13 protein-coding genes are annotated in these 15,222 nt (G+C 49.7%); 4 read left to right on the top strand and 9 right to left on the bottom strand.

The features are described 5' to 3' along the window. Positions 1-12: 12 nt before the first annotated feature. Genes H8730_RS06310 through H8730_RS06300 form a run of 3 tightly spaced genes read left to right on the top strand, consistent with a single transcriptional unit; the run spans position 13 to position 2,123 of the window. Positions 13-336, top strand: coding sequence for a helix-turn-helix transcriptional regulator (locus H8730_RS06310; protein WP_177720359.1), 324 nt, complete (start codon positions 13-15; stop codon positions 334-336). Then, positions 329-1,075, top strand: coding sequence for a DUF1700 domain-containing protein (locus H8730_RS06305; RefSeq protein ID WP_177720357.1), 747 nt, complete (start codon positions 329-331; stop codon positions 1,073-1,075). Before H8730_RS06310 ends, H8730_RS06305 begins: the two co-directional genes overlap by 8 nt. Before the next feature lie 28 nt (positions 1,076-1,103). Then, positions 1,104-2,123, top strand: coding sequence for a DUF4097 family beta strand repeat-containing protein (locus H8730_RS06300; RefSeq protein ID WP_177720355.1), 1,020 nt, complete (start codon positions 1,104-1,106; stop codon positions 2,121-2,123). An 88-nt stretch (positions 2,124-2,211) separates the two neighbouring features. On the opposite strand, the gene H8730_RS06295 is transcribed toward H8730_RS06300, so the two are convergent. From H8730_RS06295 to H8730_RS06285, 3 genes are all read right to left on the bottom strand, one after another. Further along, positions 2,212-2,625, bottom strand: a complete 414-nt coding sequence (locus H8730_RS06295) for a hypothetical protein (protein ID WP_177720353.1) — start codon at positions 2,623-2,625, stop codon at positions 2,212-2,214. A 213-nt stretch (positions 2,626-2,838) separates the two neighbouring features. Beyond that, entirely contained in the window at positions 2,839-3,822 is a 984-nt protein-coding gene (locus H8730_RS06290) for an alpha/beta hydrolase (protein WP_177720351.1), read from the bottom strand. A gap of 36 nt (positions 3,823-3,858) precedes the next feature. Continuing rightward, entirely contained in the window at positions 3,859-4,209 is a 351-nt protein-coding gene (locus tag H8730_RS06285; protein WP_177720349.1) for an arsenate reductase family protein, read from the bottom strand. A 254-nt stretch (positions 4,210-4,463) separates the two neighbouring features. On the opposite strand from H8730_RS06285, the gene H8730_RS06280 reads away from it, so the two are divergent. Further along, positions 4,464-6,395 (top strand): thioredoxin domain-containing protein, encoded by a 1,932-nt coding sequence (locus H8730_RS06280; RefSeq protein WP_249289577.1) that lies wholly within the window; start codon positions 4,464-4,466, stop codon positions 6,393-6,395. 4 nt (positions 6,396-6,399) lie between these two features. On the opposite strand, the gene H8730_RS06275 is transcribed toward H8730_RS06280, so the two are convergent. The 6 genes from H8730_RS06275 to H8730_RS06250 all read right to left on the bottom strand — a co-directional run bounded on the left by H8730_RS06275 (position 6,400) and on the right by H8730_RS06250 (position 15,195). After that, on the bottom strand, positions 6,400-8,514 hold the full coding sequence (locus H8730_RS06275; RefSeq protein ID WP_177720347.1) for a beta-galactosidase: 2,115 nt from the start codon (positions 8,512-8,514) through the stop codon (positions 6,400-6,402). Between the two features lie 47 nt (positions 8,515-8,561). Beyond that, complete coding sequence (locus tag H8730_RS06270) at positions 8,562-9,434, bottom strand: MurR/RpiR family transcriptional regulator (RefSeq protein ID WP_177720345.1); 873 nt, start codon at positions 9,432-9,434, stop codon at positions 8,562-8,564. Between the two features lie 6 nt (positions 9,435-9,440). Next, on the bottom strand, positions 9,441-10,358 hold the full coding sequence (locus H8730_RS06265) for a BadF/BadG/BcrA/BcrD ATPase family protein (RefSeq protein WP_177720343.1): 918 nt from the start codon (positions 10,356-10,358) through the stop codon (positions 9,441-9,443). 6 nt (positions 10,359-10,364) lie between these two features. Continuing rightward, positions 10,365-11,267, bottom strand: coding sequence for an N-acetylmuramic acid 6-phosphate etherase (gene murQ / locus H8730_RS06260; RefSeq protein WP_177720340.1), 903 nt, complete (start codon positions 11,265-11,267; stop codon positions 10,365-10,367). Further along, the gene (locus H8730_RS06255; RefSeq protein ID WP_177720338.1) at positions 11,242-13,440 is read right to left on the bottom strand and encodes a DUF6259 domain-containing protein; all 2,199 of its coding nucleotides are present in this window, start codon (positions 13,438-13,440) and stop codon (positions 11,242-11,244) included. Before H8730_RS06255 ends, murQ begins: the two co-directional genes overlap by 26 nt. 138 nt (positions 13,441-13,578) lie before the next feature. Continuing rightward, positions 13,579-15,195 (bottom strand): extracellular solute-binding protein, encoded by a 1,617-nt coding sequence (locus H8730_RS06250; RefSeq protein ID WP_177720336.1) that lies wholly within the window; start codon positions 15,193-15,195, stop codon positions 13,579-13,581. Positions 15,196-15,222: the final 27 nt, after the last annotated feature.

The raw sequence follows: 15,222 nt of genomic DNA, 5'->3' as shown, positions 1-15,222 counted from the left end.
AGGAGGGTGTCAGTGAATACACAATTGAAAAAGGGCGCCTTAGAACTTTGTGTACTAGCGGTCCTTCACCGGCAGGATTGTTACGGGTATGAATTAGTCAGCAAAATCTCGCATCAGGTGGATATCACCGAGGGGACCATCTACCCTCTTCTGCGCAGGCTCAAAAATGATGGTCTGCTGACCACGTACCTGAAAGAATCATCGGAGGGGCCTCCTCGAAAATATTATCAAATCACGGAGGAAGGCATTCGCATGAAGGCCGCGCTCGTAGAGGAATGGGATGCGTTTGTGACAGGTGTGAATTTAATCGTAAAGGAGGGAGATCCCCATGTGTGATACTCCACATACAAAAGCATGGTTCATGAGCGAAATGCAAAAATCGTTAGCTGGGCTGCCCTCAGAATACATCCGGGAAGTCTTATCAGATTTTGAGGAACATTTCGATGCAGGGATCTTAAATGGGGAATCAGAAGATGAAATTTGCGTTCGCTTAGGTGATCCGAAAATAATTGGGGAACAATTGCGCCAGGAGGCGGTCCAGTCTGGCGCGGATGTGACAGAACCCTCTGAGACGCCGCCCTTAACCGCGCAACCCCGTCCGTCCACGCCTCCCCTCATCTCTGGTCAGACTCCACGGCAGGGACCGCCTCCCTTTACAAACCAAGGGCCGCCGCCCCCGCCCCCTCCAATCAGGACAGCTTCCTCGGCCAATGGTTCAAGGTCAGGCGGATGTCTTCGACAGCTTGTTATGTTCTGTGTTCTAGCATTTTTCAATCTGGTTGTCGTCCTGGGGCCCTGGATCGGGGTGGCAGCTGTACTCTTTAGTATGTGGTTTGTAGCGATTGCCCTGATCCTATCAGGAATCCTCTGTATCGCCGCCGGAATCATCGCGCCAATGATGGTGTTCGACTGGATTACATTATATACGCCATTGTCTTACTTTAACGCCATTATGGCTGGGATTGCGCTGATCAGCGGAGGAATTCTGCTCTTTTATGCCATTACCTTGCTCAATAAAGGCTTCTACAAGCTGACGGCCCGCTATCTTCACTGGAATTGCAAAGCTATGGGATGACATACCGATCACAGAATGGAGGTTCAATATGAAACGCTGGCTTAAGATTATGTTGGTCATCTTTATCTGCGCGACGATTTTAACGGGCATCGGCGTCGGGCTTGAAATTGGAATCTATGGTGTGCAGTCCTACGCTGCACGGAAAGGAACGACCATGACAACTTTTGAAAAAACCTTTGATTCTCAGGACATCACAAACTTAACCTTTCACCTGACAAACTTACCTCTTGAAATCATACCCACGGCGGACCAAACCATTAAAGTAGAGGCCATCTATCCCAAAAATCAGGGAATCGACTTCTCTGCCTCTCTGGAAGGACACAACACGGTTAGCCTGCGGCAGGAGGACTCGGCCTTTCAGGGACTTTTCAGTCTCTTCGCAGGGTGGGGTGACAGCCGTGTTACGGTCTACTGTCCGACGGAACTTTCACTGTCCATCAGCGGAAGGAACACCTCGGGCAAGGTGTCTATCAGTAAAATGGTGACAGAGTCTCTGGATCTTCAAACAACATCCGGAAAAATTCAGCTACACGATCTCTCCGCCTCCGAAACTCGACTCCACGCCACATCTGGTAAGATTGCGTTGACGAACAGCCAAGTCTCCGGCAAGGTGTCCGCCACCGCCAGTTCTGGCAAAATAAGCCTGGAGAACCTTCAGTGCAACAGCGTTTACGCGAAAAGCACATCGGGAAGCCTATTTCTAAATCGAATCCAAGCGGATACCATGGAACTCCACAGCACCAGTGGTGCCATCGAGGGAACGGGACAGTGGACCGATATGGCGGCGGATACGACTTCGGGGCGCATTGAGCTCGAGTATACTTCCCCAGTCAAGGGCAATGGCCGGTTCAGCTCTACCTCGGGAAGCATCCGGCTCACCATACCGAAGTCTTCTTCCGTGAAAGTGGATTTTTCCAGCGTCAGTGGCCGGCTGAAGACGGAGGATGGGACTCGCAGGGACAATACCTTGATGTATGGTGATGGAACCCATCACTTTTCAATCAAAACCACGTCTGGGAGCGGAACCATCAGCACTGTCCAGGACTAGTTGGACGGCACTCAATAAATAGTCCCCTTAGTCTACTCTAAGGGGATATATCATATCTGCCGCTGTTGCGATTCGGTTTACTACAATGTTAGCTATTTGTCTGCTTCTGAATGGAGCTTGCGATAAAGAGGCCTGCCAAATAGGCAAATACTGGCTCTAGGTTTCCAAACTTATCGTTATAATAGAGATATCCGATATCCGGAATCGTCACCCGACTTAGAAGAGGGATGTAGATTATTAGCGAGTGGATGGACAGCAAGAAGAAGAGAACGCCCAGGGTGATACCGACAGCTCGCTTGATCTTGATCTCGCCGTGTATACCCACGGTAAAGAGAATGGAAAAGAGAAAAACTAAAATAGATTGAAAGCTCTGATAAAAGTATGAATAGGAGTTATATACAGGAAAAAAATCCACATGGCGAGCGGCAAAGAAGACATAATTGGACAGGATGATGGTTACCACGAGAATCAGGATGCTGATACAAAGACAGACTTTTCGCATACTTTTCCCCTCCCTTTCGTAAAATCGTTACCAAGTAAAATTCATTTTAATTCATGCTAACCCTTACACACCGAATGCAACATTTCATACAAATAAAATGGGGTTTTCCCCCTGAATCAAGTATTATTTATGTATATATACTGATACTACCATGAATGTACTCCTATTGCAAGTGGCATATACGATAAATAAAACCGCGCATATTTATACACATTATACAATGAATGGTTGTTCTTTAAAGTAGTGATTTTGTGCGTACTCAAAATTCTTCATTAAAAATTCCACAGCCTCTTTTGCTGGGGTTGATTTTCCCGCCATTATGTCAAAAGCATGATAACATCCTGTAAACACTTTATATTTTGCTGAAACGCCTGCCGCCTTTAGTTGTTCCATATAATTCACTGTTTCATCATAGAAAGGCTCTAAATCTCCTACATACGTAACAGCAGGAGGAAGATTGCTAAAGTCAGTCAATCGCGCCGGGGCTGCATAGGGGGAAATATCTTCTGTACCGTATAATGAACCAAGGTATAGTTTCCAAGCGTTTTCATTTGATTTCGTATTCCATACGGGTGCATCATTGTTTTGAGACGATTTTGTAATCATTCTGTCATCCAACATAGGGTAAAGAGGCATTTGAAAGGCAATGGCAACTTCTCGCTTATCTCGTGCATAAATTGTCAATGCTGCTGTCAGTCCACCTCCGGCACTATCCCCGCCTACCATTAACTGATTGGGACATATATCATATAAAGCAGCATTTTCCTTCAACCACATAAGTGCTGTATAACAATCTTCCAAAGCCGCAGGATATGGCGCAATCGTAGAAAGACAATAATCTGGCGAAACAACAACACAGTTGTATGTTAAAACAAATCTTCTTATAAAAGCCTCATCTTGCTCTGGCACTCCGAGGCCATATCCTCCTCCATGAATCCATAGAATACCGGTAGCTTTCTTTTTCCTCTCAAAGGGACTATATACACATATCCGCAACAAATCTTCGGTGACACGTCTTTCCTTTCTTGGTATATAAATCTGCTCATAGCACATATCCTTGCAGCTTTTTTTCTTCAAAACTCCTATTATATGACGACTCAACTTGAACGTGGATGTCTTGAAATACGGTATTATAAAGCGTATAATTTTCCCTATGGTTCTTATTTCTGGATGTATCATTTTGTTCGAGATGTTCATAGAATCTCCCTTTGGTCTATTGCCACTCGAGGTCGATCATCCTTTCAACCTCTCCCACTCGTCACTCGTAAACCCCACCAAAACCGTATCCCCCTTCACAGCGATGGGACGCTTCACGAGCATTCCATCGCTGGCCAGCAGGCGGAGCTGCTCCTCCTCGGACATACCCGGCAGCTTGTCCTTCAACTGCATGGATTTATAGAGCATTCCACTTGTGTTAAAGAATTTGCGCAGGGGCAAACCACTTTTGTCAAGCCACTCTCTGAGTTCCTCATAGGTGGGATTCTCCTCCTGAATATGGCGATCGGTATATGGGATTTCATTCTGCTCCAGCCACTTTTTTGCCCTCTGGCAAGTGGAACATTTGGGATATTCGATAAACAGCATGTCATGTCCTCTCTTTCGGTTGATGGATTCTGTTGCTCTACATATTGTAACAAATTTCAACACAAGAAGCAAGGTAAAAACTGGGAGTGTTCCGATACCAGGGCCAGGTTTACTCCCAATATTTTCGCATATACTATGAAAGTCCCGGAGGATGTCCTTGTGCTGAGATGTGTTTACACATATCAGCACAGGGACATGGGACGACAAGCATCAGCATCAGAATTTTTAAACTATACGAAATGAAGGGATTTTGCGTGAGCAATCATTTGATTCATGAGACAAGTCCGTATCTGCTCCAGCACGCCGCCAACCCAGTGGACTGGTATCCTTGGGGCGAGGAAGCATTTTCGCGGGCGAGACGGGAACAAAAACCGGTATTTCTAAGTATTGGGTACAGCACCTGCCACTGGTGCCATGTCATGGCCCACGAGAGCTTTGAGGATGAGGAGACCGCCAGACTACTCAACGAGAATTTTATCTCGATTAAAGTCGACCGGGAAGAGCGGCCGGATATCGACAGCGTGTACATGGCGGTCTGCCAGACTTTTACAGGCAGCGGCGGCTGGCCCACCAGCATCTTTATGACGCCGGAGCAGAAACCATTTTTTGCGGGCACTTATTTTCCCGTCCAATCCCAATATGGAATGATCGGCTTTCGAGATCTTCTTCGGGCGATTTCCCATAAGTGGCAGAACAACCGGTCCGAACTTCTCGAGTCCGCAGAGAAAATGATCGATCTTTTAAAAAATTTGGTTACAAAGGCAGGCCCAATAAACCCAGCGCTGCCGGAGACTGCCGTCCAGCAGTTTCGGGACTCCTATGACCGGCAATACGGTGGGTTTGGCAGTGCGCCCAAATTTCCAACACCTCACAACCTTCTATTTCTTCTGGCGTATTCCCAGTTTAGGGAAGATCCGCAGGCCCTTGCCATGGCCTCCACAACGCTCACCCAGATGCGCAAAGGTGGCATTTTCGATCATATAGGTTACGGCTTCTCACGGTATTCTACGGATCGCTATTTTCTAGCGCCCCATTTTGAAAAGATGCTCTATGACAATGCATTGTTGATTTTAGCCTATACGGCGGCCTATGCTGTGACGAAGGAAGTGCAGCATCTGGAGACGGCGGAAAAAACTGCTGCCTACATTCTGCGGGAGATGGTCAGCCCGGAGGGGGCCTTTTATTCAGCCCAGGATGCGGACAGCGACGGAGTGGAAGGAAAATATTATCTCTTCGAATACGATGAGATCCTATCAGTATTAGGGGAAACCATAGGCCCAAAATTCAACCAATATTTTGGCATCACGAAGCATGGCAATTTTGAAGGAAAGAATATTCCCAACCGTCTGCACGGGGAAGAGGTCGGTACTGAGTACGAAGACGCTTTGTCAACGCTCTACGAATACCGCGCAAAAAGGACAAAGCTCCATTTGGATGACAAAATCCTGACTGCGTGGAACGCCTTGATGATCTCGGCGCTCTCCTTCCTATACCGGGTATCTGAAAAACCGCAATACCTTTGCGCGGCTAAAAGGGCGCAGCAATATATCGAAAACCATCTCCTTGACGGTTCGATTCTGTATGTCAGCTGTCGGAGCGACAAGCGCTCTGGCGCAGGCTTTCTTGACGATTACGCCTACTATACCGCGGCCTTGCTGAACCTCTATGATGCAACGTGTGAATCCCTCTATCTGGAGAAAGCGGAAACCATCTGCCATGAAGCAGTACAGCGGTTTTGCGATGGAAAAGGCAACGGGTTTCGCTTAAACGGCAAGGGCAATGAGTCCCTCGTGCTAACCCCGAAAGAAACCTATGATGGCGCTCTGCCTAGCGGCAACGCCATGATGGCATACAATCTCGTCCGCTTAGCGCAGATGACCCATAAACAGCGGCTGGAAGAGGCCGCTGCGGCACAGCTGGCCTATCTCTCCGGGGAAGCGGAGAAATATCCAGCCGGCCACAGCATGTTTTTGCTTTCCCTGCTCCTATATTTGAACCCGCCTCCCAACATCACCGTTGTACTGTGCAACCCCAGTGAGTGGGATACGGTGCGGCCACAGCTTCCGCTGTACGCCAATGTGACTGTCTTTCACGGGCCCACCGATGAATACCCTCTGTTGCGCGGACAAACCACCTACTATGTATGTCAAAATCAGACCTGTCTGCCGCCGTCCAATGCTCTGTAAATTTTTACTGAGGTTCATATCGAAAGGCCCGGGTCTCATATTGTTCCATCTCAAAATCCATGAACGTACACCACTGGGCGCATTGCCTCTCTGAAAACACATCGGAGACACGGGTGAAAGACGGAAAATATAGCCGTTTAGACCCCTTTTGAGAGGCGTGAATGAATAGATACCGGTCATTGGCATAGATCACATCCTGCGTCAAGCTAAACAGGTGGACCCCGCTGTGCATTGCCAGATCCATCAATAACGAGGCGGGAAGGTGCGGCGCTAAGCTGTACACGCTGGTGTACTCTGGCTTCACCTGCATCCCCACTGCCGGTATCGAGGTGTCTTTCCAATACCCCAAGGGAATAAAATCCTTCTTTGTAAAACGGGGACAGGATACGGGGATTGGCGGAAACGTGACCCCTCTATAGCAAGCCTGCACTGGTTCATCCTCTTCCCTGTACTCCACAGAAAACCCCGTGATGGGATCCTTTCGAATTTTATTATGTTGATCATACCGGTCCTGTAGATAGATGAAGACCAGCGTCTTCTGATCTCTCTGTAAGCGCTTCTGTATCGCCTGGCGAATATCGTCCGGCTGTTTGATTGTATTGAGGAAAATGATCATTCGATAGTCGCCGGCAGGAAACTCAGGGTGCAGCAGGTCTTGTAGGAGATACGTGTGAAAAGGCGCTCCCATCTTGCCAAATTCCTGTCTCTGACTATAGACAAGTTCGCTGAGCACCGGGGTGTTGAGTCCAAAATATGCGTAGGATCGATCATCGAGAATGACGGCAATCTGTGCGGCGGATCCGGCCGGGTTCAACAGATCCTCCTCCATCATCCCGTGGGCTGTCTTCATGAAGTCCATGAAGATCGGATTGTGATACCATCCGCCCCACATGTCAAACCACCAGGTTCCGGCCCGCCCGGTGAGCACCTTCCCAAATCCTTTTTGTAAGAGAGACAGGGACAGCTCCGCGGACTCCGGCCCTTTCCAAACGCCTTGAAAATCATAGCTAGGATTGTCCGGACAGACACTCGGCATTGCACTGGCCAGGGGTTGTGTCAGATTCGTCCTCGTATCCGATTCGATAAACCACAATTTGCCGTGGAGAAAGGCGGAATCCACTGCCGACATAAAGGGCCAATCAATGCCAGGAGCTCGCAGCTCCATATAGCTGTTGGGGCTGGCAAGAAAATCCAAATCCGGCGATTCCAGCAGTTTCCCAAGAGCATGATGGCCATACTCTCCGTCCATCAGTTCTCCTACATAGCCATAAAAAGCACCGGTAATGCGTCTCCCTCCGGTCTCCTGTTTAACCCTTCGGCAAAAATAGAGGATGGCATCGGCCATCATCTCGCTGTGATATTGATAAAAATCGATTACATCCTGCTCTCGCCCTGGATTCCGGAGGACGCCTTCCGTGCAAAAGCTGCGACGGAACGGATGGGGCAGGGAAATATCAGAAAAATCTTCATAGTGTTGATTCCAGTGGATATTCAGATTCTGAATCTCTCCGTATTGCTCCTGAAGCCACTGGATAAACCGTTGTCGATTGATTTCGCTGTAATCCCCGTATTCTCCAATAAAAGACAAATGGTACAGCCATTCCTCCGTCTTGCCAGCGGCCACCTGATATCCGATGACGTTGTCTCCCAGATGGGAAGCCTCCACATGGCGGATCAAGGCACACAGAGCGGTTCCCATCGCATCCCGCCATGCCACAGAGACGAAAGACTGACGCATAGACTTCCCACTGTAGTTTCGAAACAGCTCCTCCGGATGGCATAGATCCCACCAAATGGGGCTGTCCAAATCGATTCTGATGATGATCCGGGCATCCTGCCTCTCCCTGCAAATGCGCTCCATATCCTCATCCACCTGTGTGAAGTCATATACGCCCGGTCCTTTACAATACCCCTCACGAAAAGGATGAATTCCGCTGAAGCTGTTGATCCCACGATCTCCCACATAGACCCCCATGCTGAAAATCTGTACGCCCGCCTTTGCAAACGCTGCATATTCCTCGCTTCGAGGATTGTAGGTCATATAGGCGGACAGCGCTTGTGGCTCTCCGTCAATCAACAACTGCAAGTTCCCATCCTTGCGACATACTTTACAGTCCATACAACATCTCTCCTGCACGAGATCCTACAGTTTAATAAAACCGTAGCTCACTTATTTTTTTCTTTATCCGCCCAGTTTTTGTGGACCTCCTGACGAGTTCTCTCCAGATATCGCCTTACATTGTGGTAATCCTGACTGACGAGGCAGGAAAAGAGGATATCAATCATCGTCATCTGAACGATCCGGGAACTCATGGCGCCGCAGCGGATGGACGTCTCGGGGGAGCTCAAAAAAAGTTTCACATCCGCATACTCGCAGAGCGGATTTTGCCCATATCGGGTGATGGTAATGATGCCCGCCTGATTTTTCTTCGCCATCTTGGCGACTTCAATCATCTCTTTCGTCTCACCGGACCAGGACAAAATCACGGCGACTTCCCCCGGGTTAAGGTTGGCGGCCGATGTCAGCTGCATGTGGGAATCCTCGTAGGCGGCACAATTCTTGTTGATTCGGACAAATTTTTGCTGCATATCCTGGGCCGCCACTCCTGACGCGCCAATCCCATACACATTGACCCGGTGGGCTGCGATGAGCATATCCACCGCCTGTTGCACAACCGCGCTGTCCAACAGCAGCAAACTATCCTCGATGGCGCGCACATTGTTGGCACAAACATTTTTCATAATGCTGCCAATATCATCCCCGACCCGGACATCCGTGTACTCTTCCTCCTGAGAATGATTCTGTGTGACTGCCAGTTCCGCTGCCAATTGAATGGAAAAATCCCGGTACCCACTACAACCTACCTTTTTACAAAACCGGATTATGGTTGCTTTGTTGGTCTGACTCTGCTCTGCCAGCTCCCCCACTGTCATTCCCACCACTTTCTGCTGCTGGTCCAATATGTAAGCGGCAACCTTTCGCTCGGAAGGGTTGAAAAACTCCAGCAACTCTGTCACTCGCAGAATGATTCCTGCCATCCTCCATCACTCCTGTGTCTGTAACGCCAGCCGGACACATCCCAGTGCCGCGTCGGCTTTCTCTCCTGTCCAGATGACGCTCTGTCCGTGGGCTCTTATCCTTTGCTCCACTCGCCCTCGAAGATCTGTAAAGTGGTCCAACACTCCACCGGTGTACGCGCAGCGCAAAACCTCACCCGATCCACTCAACCGATTTGCTGTGCAGAGAATCAATTCTATAAGACTTTGGGCCGCGGAGTCCACGATCTCGTGGCATATTGTATCCCCTTTATTATAACCGATATCACACAAAAAGGCAATTGCCGCAATCGCTTTCTTGTCTCTCCCGCAGCGGTATACCATCTCCGGTATCTGCGCTGGAGATGAAATCTTCCAATAGTCCAGCAGGCCTTGCGTCAAAACCGTCTCCCGCCCCCGCCCGTCATAGCTGCGCATAACAGCTTGCAGAATCTGTCTTGCAATATCATAGGCGCTGCCCTCATCTCCCATCACATGGCCCCAGCCTCCGGTTCGGACCAACTCGCGCCTCACATTTTGGCCGTAACAGATGGAACCTGTGCCTGCAATGATGACGATGCCGATTCCATCTGGAAAGGCGCCGTGTAATGCTGTCAAAGCATCATGCGCCACCTGGATAGGGCAAGCTGGAAATATCTCACGGAGCATTCCTTTTAACCGCTCCTGCACCTGAGGATCGCCTGCACCCGAGGCCCCGAGGCATATTCCCCGGCACTCAGACACTTCATAGCCTTCCCGTAAAAAGATGCGGAGCAAACTGTGGAGATTGTCGCGAACCTGCTCAGCCGTAGCCGCATTCAAGTTGCAGGATGCCCCCTGTGCTTCAAATACAATCCCTTGTTCCAAGGTAGCAGCCTTCAAGGTCGTGTTGCTCCCTCCGCCGTCCAGACCAATGACGTACTCCATCTGTAATCAAGCCTCCTCCGGCATTGGTATTTTTCGAATAAAACCATCATTTCTTTGCAGATACCGGTGGGCCTCTTCCAGAGAGTATCCATACTGAACCATGACAATCGCTGCTTTTGCACGTCCCTGGGCTTTCTCTAAGGCATCCTGCGCCCTTTCCCGATTAATGTTACAGGCCTCCATGATGATCCGAATCGTCCGATCCGCCAATTTGTTGTTGGTGGGCATGACATCCACCATAAGATTTTTATAGACTTTGCCTAACCGGACCATGGAGGCTGTGGACAGCATATTAAGCACCATCTTCTGGGCGGTCCCCGCCTTCATCCGCGTGCTGCCCATGATCACCTCAGGGCCTACCACCGGCGCAATGACCACAGACGCATAGGCTTCCACGGCGGCAGGCCGGGTATTGCACACGGCAATGCAGAGGGCGCCCTTTTTTCCTGCCGCCTCCAACCCTCCGATTACATAGGGGGCACTCCCGCTGGCCGTGATGCCCACTACTGTATCCGAAGCCCCAATGTTTATCTTTCGGATGTCCTCCACGCCGCTTTCAAAACTATCTTCAATGCCTTCAATGGCTGTCCGGAGGGCTGTATCGCCTCCCGCAATAATCCCCTGCACCAATGACGGATCGGTTCCAAAGGTAGGCGGGCATTCCGACGCATCCAGGACTCCAATGCGGCCGCTTGTCCCAGCGCCAATATAGAATAATCGTCCCCCTTGCCGCATCCGCTCCACAATGCTGTCAACCGCCTCTGCTATGAAAGGCAGCTCCTTCTCCACCGCCCTCGCCACTTTTTGATCTTCCCGATTGATTAGCTCAACAATCTCTCGGGAAGAGCAGAGATCGATGTTTTCTGTTGATGCGTTCACCTTTTCAGTGACCAACTTGGCGTAGTCCATGGTGACTCTCCCCCAATCCCTTAATTTTTATAATGGTCAGAGGAGATTGTAAATTTTCAACTGTGCACGTGCTCTTCTTTTGCTGAATTTGACACGGTGTCTCCTCTTCCGGCCTTTCCAACGGATATTGCACTGCGCTGTCCAGATGTGCAATATCCAATTCCACCCATCCAGGCTCATTCGCCTCAGCGGCGCAGGCCAGCAGATACCCATCCTGCAGGGCATAGACCTTGACGGTCCATCCCTTTGCCGTCTGTACAATATGATCGGTGTCCAGAAAAGTTCCCATGCCCCACCTCTCTAACCAGAATTTGCGCAGTGCAATAACCTGCTTGAGAAAGGCGTATTGCTTTGGATCCCGCGTAAACGTATTGTCATCCACCAAATCATAAATCCAATAATAGCTGCCTAGCACAAAGGCTTTTTGAATCATAGCGGTAGAGACTTGCCCCACATGGACGGGGCGCATGGCCATATTTTTCTCTGGATACAACATATCCACCAGTATATGGTCTGGAAATGTATATTTATACATCTCTGGGTAGGCGCCATTATGGTAATAAAAAAAGGTTGAGATTAATTGACCTGACGATAGAGTCCCATACAGATCCGATACCCCCTCGTGGATGGCATTGAAATCATTCCCTGACTTTGACAGGATCTGCTCCAACAACTGTTGATAGCCTTGATTCCACCCGGTGTGGGTGTGCTCCTGACTATAACAGCGGCAAGGAGGTGCCATGGCCAGCTGATCCAAATACACGCCGTCTACGCCGATTGTATCCGTCCCGTAGGATACAGCATGTTCCAGCCATTGCTGCCACTGTTGGCTGCCAGCACACATCACTGCAAAATTTACGTCATCTCGCCCATAACATTCTGTCATAAGCTCTTGATTATGGAGTTTTACACCATATTTCTGAATCAATTCCTGCAACTCCCCGTATTTCAGGTTGGCCAGCCGGGAATTGATATAGAGAGAGACGTGCCCGCCTTTTTGGCGGATGGCGGCAACGCCTTCCTGAAATTCTCGCTCCTCCCCCAAATCTTTATTCCACTGGTACATGGGAAATCCCTGGTCAAATCCATCTCGATGCCACCCAGCCAAGAGCAGATGCTCGATCCCAAAGTCCTCCGCCTCGTCCAATAATCGCCCCAGATCTTGATAGGTATGCACGATTCCACCGTTTTGATATTGAAAATCATAGTGCGCTATCAAGCCAGGACTTTTTTCAAACCACTCCGGCCTCGGCATGACCGCAGGCATATACTGCTGCCTGAAATCGCGGTATATGGCGGCGCCTTTGTGCCAGTCGCCAGAATGAATGGCCGCAACAACCGGCGGAGAGGTCCAGGTTTCCAGATTCTCCCCCACATCAAACCGGAAGGAAAAGTTCATCCCTGGGCTTTTGCTTCCCCACGTGTCCGCCCGCAAGGCGCACACATCCGGGTCTGGATTATGGCATCCAAAGTACAGCCCATATTCCTCGCCATAATAGTCGAGCCATGTCATGGATAGGTTTCCAGAATATTTGCATTCTAGCGCGTACAGCCCATTCGAATCCGCTGTCCCCACCAATCCGTCTATGAGGTAGGCATAGCGGTATTCCTGCCATTTCCAGTAGATCCGTTTTGGCTCCGTCTCCAGTGCCTGAATAGGATTTTTCAGCTGAATCCCCGCATGATAGGGATAGACCATTGTATTGTCTTCCCAGCGGCTTCCCCAATACACACCGTTGATACAGGGAAATTGTGCTTCTTTTATGGACAGCCCCGGCTCTTTATTTTCGAAGGTCATTTGCCAGGTACTCTTCGCCTCCTGTCTTCCAAGGCATATCACATACTCCGCCCGGACATCATAGATCCGCCCATCTCCCATGAGCCTTTCATACAGAACATGGACCTCCAGTTCCTCATCCTGGCGATGCACCTGCCATATCTTCGCTCGAAGTCCCTCGTCTTCCGCTATCTGTCTTGCATTTCCTGGGTGCAAAGTCACCGTCCTTTCTCCCGCTCTCCCCCGCAGTATAAAAGGCTGTGGCAGCTGAAAGGATGAGTTTTTGATCAGATTTTCACCGCTCTGCGCGTGAACCAATTCCAGGAGTTCCCCGGTCATGCTGTCAACGGCAACGCTCATCTTTCCGTTCGTAAAATGATATCGGCTTTGATACATTTTTCCATCCTCCTTTTACAAGAAAGGATTGTCTCGAATCACTCCGAAGCTGTTCATCGACCGACTCGAGGCAATCCCTCTGAGGGATCCCCCCTCATTTCCACTTGCGCCTGTGCCAGTGACTACGGCTGTATCCGGTTACTGTTGATTGTAGGTGTCAAGCGCGCGCTGGGTGATCTGCCGGTATTCCTCCAGGCCCAGCTGCTCAATCCTTTGTTTATACGCATCCCATTGATCGAATCCGACTTCGCCTGTGATGAATTTGGCGGTCATATCACTGAGATAGGTGTCAATATCCTGCTGCAAAATGGAGAGCCGCTGGGTGTCCTCCACGGAATATACAAATGTTCCCCAGATCTCATCCGGTGTGGATGCCATCAAAGCTTCCGCTGCTTTGACCGTGGTCTCCGGAATCAGATGATTGCCAAAATGTAGGTCATCGGCCACAGATGGATTGCCGCCGCCACTCCAGCAGACGTACCGCCCCAGGACTTCCTCCATATTCAGACCGTCTGGGTTATTGGTAACCATGTCCGTAAATTGTGGCTTCCCGTCTTCCCCAATCTCATACGTCTCACCTTTCACTCCCATGAAATACGCTTCGATCCCTTCATCTGAATAGAAGTAATCCACCCATTTGATCGTTTCTTCCGGATAGTTGTTCACGCTGGTGAGAAAGGTGTTCTGACCTGCAACCGGTATGGTTCTGGCACCATAAATCTGATCCCCATGGGGGCCAATCAATGCCGCCGGCAAATAGGTGTAATCCTCTTTATAGTCTCCCAGATAGTTGGTATTCATGGTAATAACAAGTCCAAGGATATTCTGCTGTGCCTTGGCCGTCAGCTTCGTCAGGTCCATGGTAAAGCATTCCTGGTCAATCAATTTTTCTTCATACAGTGTATGGACATATTCCAGATACTCTTTATACTGGTCTGTGGTCTTGACGAATCGAAGCTCATCCGTCTGGGGATCTATATCCCATGTCTGCTGTGCGCCTCCCCGGGTGAGCAAACCGAAAGCCCCCATCAGGCCTAAAGCAAGATGATTATAGCTCTCCACCGCAAGAGGAATCTCGTCGGCTTCTCCATTTTGGTTGAAGTCGTAGCCCTTCATCTTGCGAAGCATCTCCAGCAACTCCTCGGTCGTCTTCGGCATGGTCAGATCCTGTGCCTCCAGCCATTTTTCATTCATAAAATACTTGGCGGAGATACGGGAGGGGGCAGCTGTGACTAAGTACGGGAATCCGTAAATATGTCCATCCGCCATTCGAATATTTTTCTCGATGGATACGTCGTCGTTCAGGTATTGGCTAAAATTGGGCGCGTTTTTATCCAGATACTGGTCCAGCGGTATGAGGGAGCCTTCCTGCGCGTATCTCGTGATGTCATTATTTCCCAGAGCGCACTTGAAAAACAGATCCGGGAGTTGATTGGATGCAAATTTCAATCCCAGCTTCTCCGAGGCGGAGGCGCTCGGCGTCGATTCAAATACCACCTTCACCCCGGTGGCCTCCTCTGCGGTCTTCCACAGTGGGAGGTCATTAAAATCTCCTTTGGTATAGGGTCCTTCCACGGCAAATGCCTGCAGCGTAACCGTCTCCTCCTGTTTCGATTCCTGCCCAGAGATCTCGCTACCGTTGGCTGGCACAGATGATTCCGCAGGCTTCTTTTCCTTTTCCTGGCAGGCGACCAGTGATACCATCACGGTCACTGCCAGCAATAGAGCAAAACCTCGTCTCACTTTTTTCTTCATTTTGATATCCTCCTTTTACTTTTCCTG

It is taken from the genome of Bianquea renquensis (assembly GCF_014384895.1).
Classification (GTDB): Bacteria; Bacillota; Clostridia; order Lachnospirales; family Bianqueaceae; genus Bianquea; species Bianquea renquensis.
This window is presented reverse-complemented; position numbering and strand designations above follow the sequence as displayed.

What these genes read in the sequence shown, in the direction of transcription:
- H8730_RS06250 (WP_177720336.1), bottom strand. Translation starts at nt 15,195, where the DNA reads ATGAAGAAAAAAGTGAGACGAGGTTTTGCTCTATTGCTGGCAGTGACC.
- H8730_RS06270 (WP_177720345.1), bottom strand. Translation starts at nt 9,434, where the DNA reads ATGGCAGGAATCATTCTGCGAGTGACAGAGTTGCTGGAGTTTTTCAAC.
- H8730_RS06275 (WP_177720347.1), bottom strand. Translation starts at nt 8,514, where the DNA reads ATGGACTGTAAAGTATGTCGCAAGGATGGGAACTTGCAGTTGTTGATT.
- H8730_RS06285 (WP_177720349.1), bottom strand. Translation starts at nt 4,209, where the DNA reads ATGCTGTTTATCGAATATCCCAAATGTTCCACTTGCCAGAGGGCAAAA.
- H8730_RS06295 (WP_177720353.1), bottom strand. Translation starts at nt 2,625, where the DNA reads ATGCGAAAAGTCTGTCTTTGTATCAGCATCCTGATTCTCGTGGTAACC.
- H8730_RS06265 (WP_177720343.1), bottom strand. Translation starts at nt 10,358, where the DNA reads ATGGAGTACGTCATTGGTCTGGACGGCGGAGGGAGCAACACGACCTTG.
- H8730_RS06255 (WP_177720338.1), bottom strand. Translation starts at nt 13,440, where the DNA reads ATGTATCAAAGCCGATATCATTTTACGAACGGAAAGATGAGCGTTGCC.
- murQ (WP_177720340.1), bottom strand. Translation starts at nt 11,267, where the DNA reads ATGGACTACGCCAAGTTGGTCACTGAAAAGGTGAACGCATCAACAGAA.
- H8730_RS06305 (WP_177720357.1), top strand. Translation starts at nt 329, where the DNA reads ATGTGTGATACTCCACATACAAAAGCATGGTTCATGAGCGAAATGCAA.
- H8730_RS06290 (WP_177720351.1), bottom strand. Translation starts at nt 3,822, where the DNA reads ATGAACATCTCGAACAAAATGATACATCCAGAAATAAGAACCATAGGG.
- H8730_RS06300 (WP_177720355.1), top strand. Translation starts at nt 1,104, where the DNA reads ATGAAACGCTGGCTTAAGATTATGTTGGTCATCTTTATCTGCGCGACG.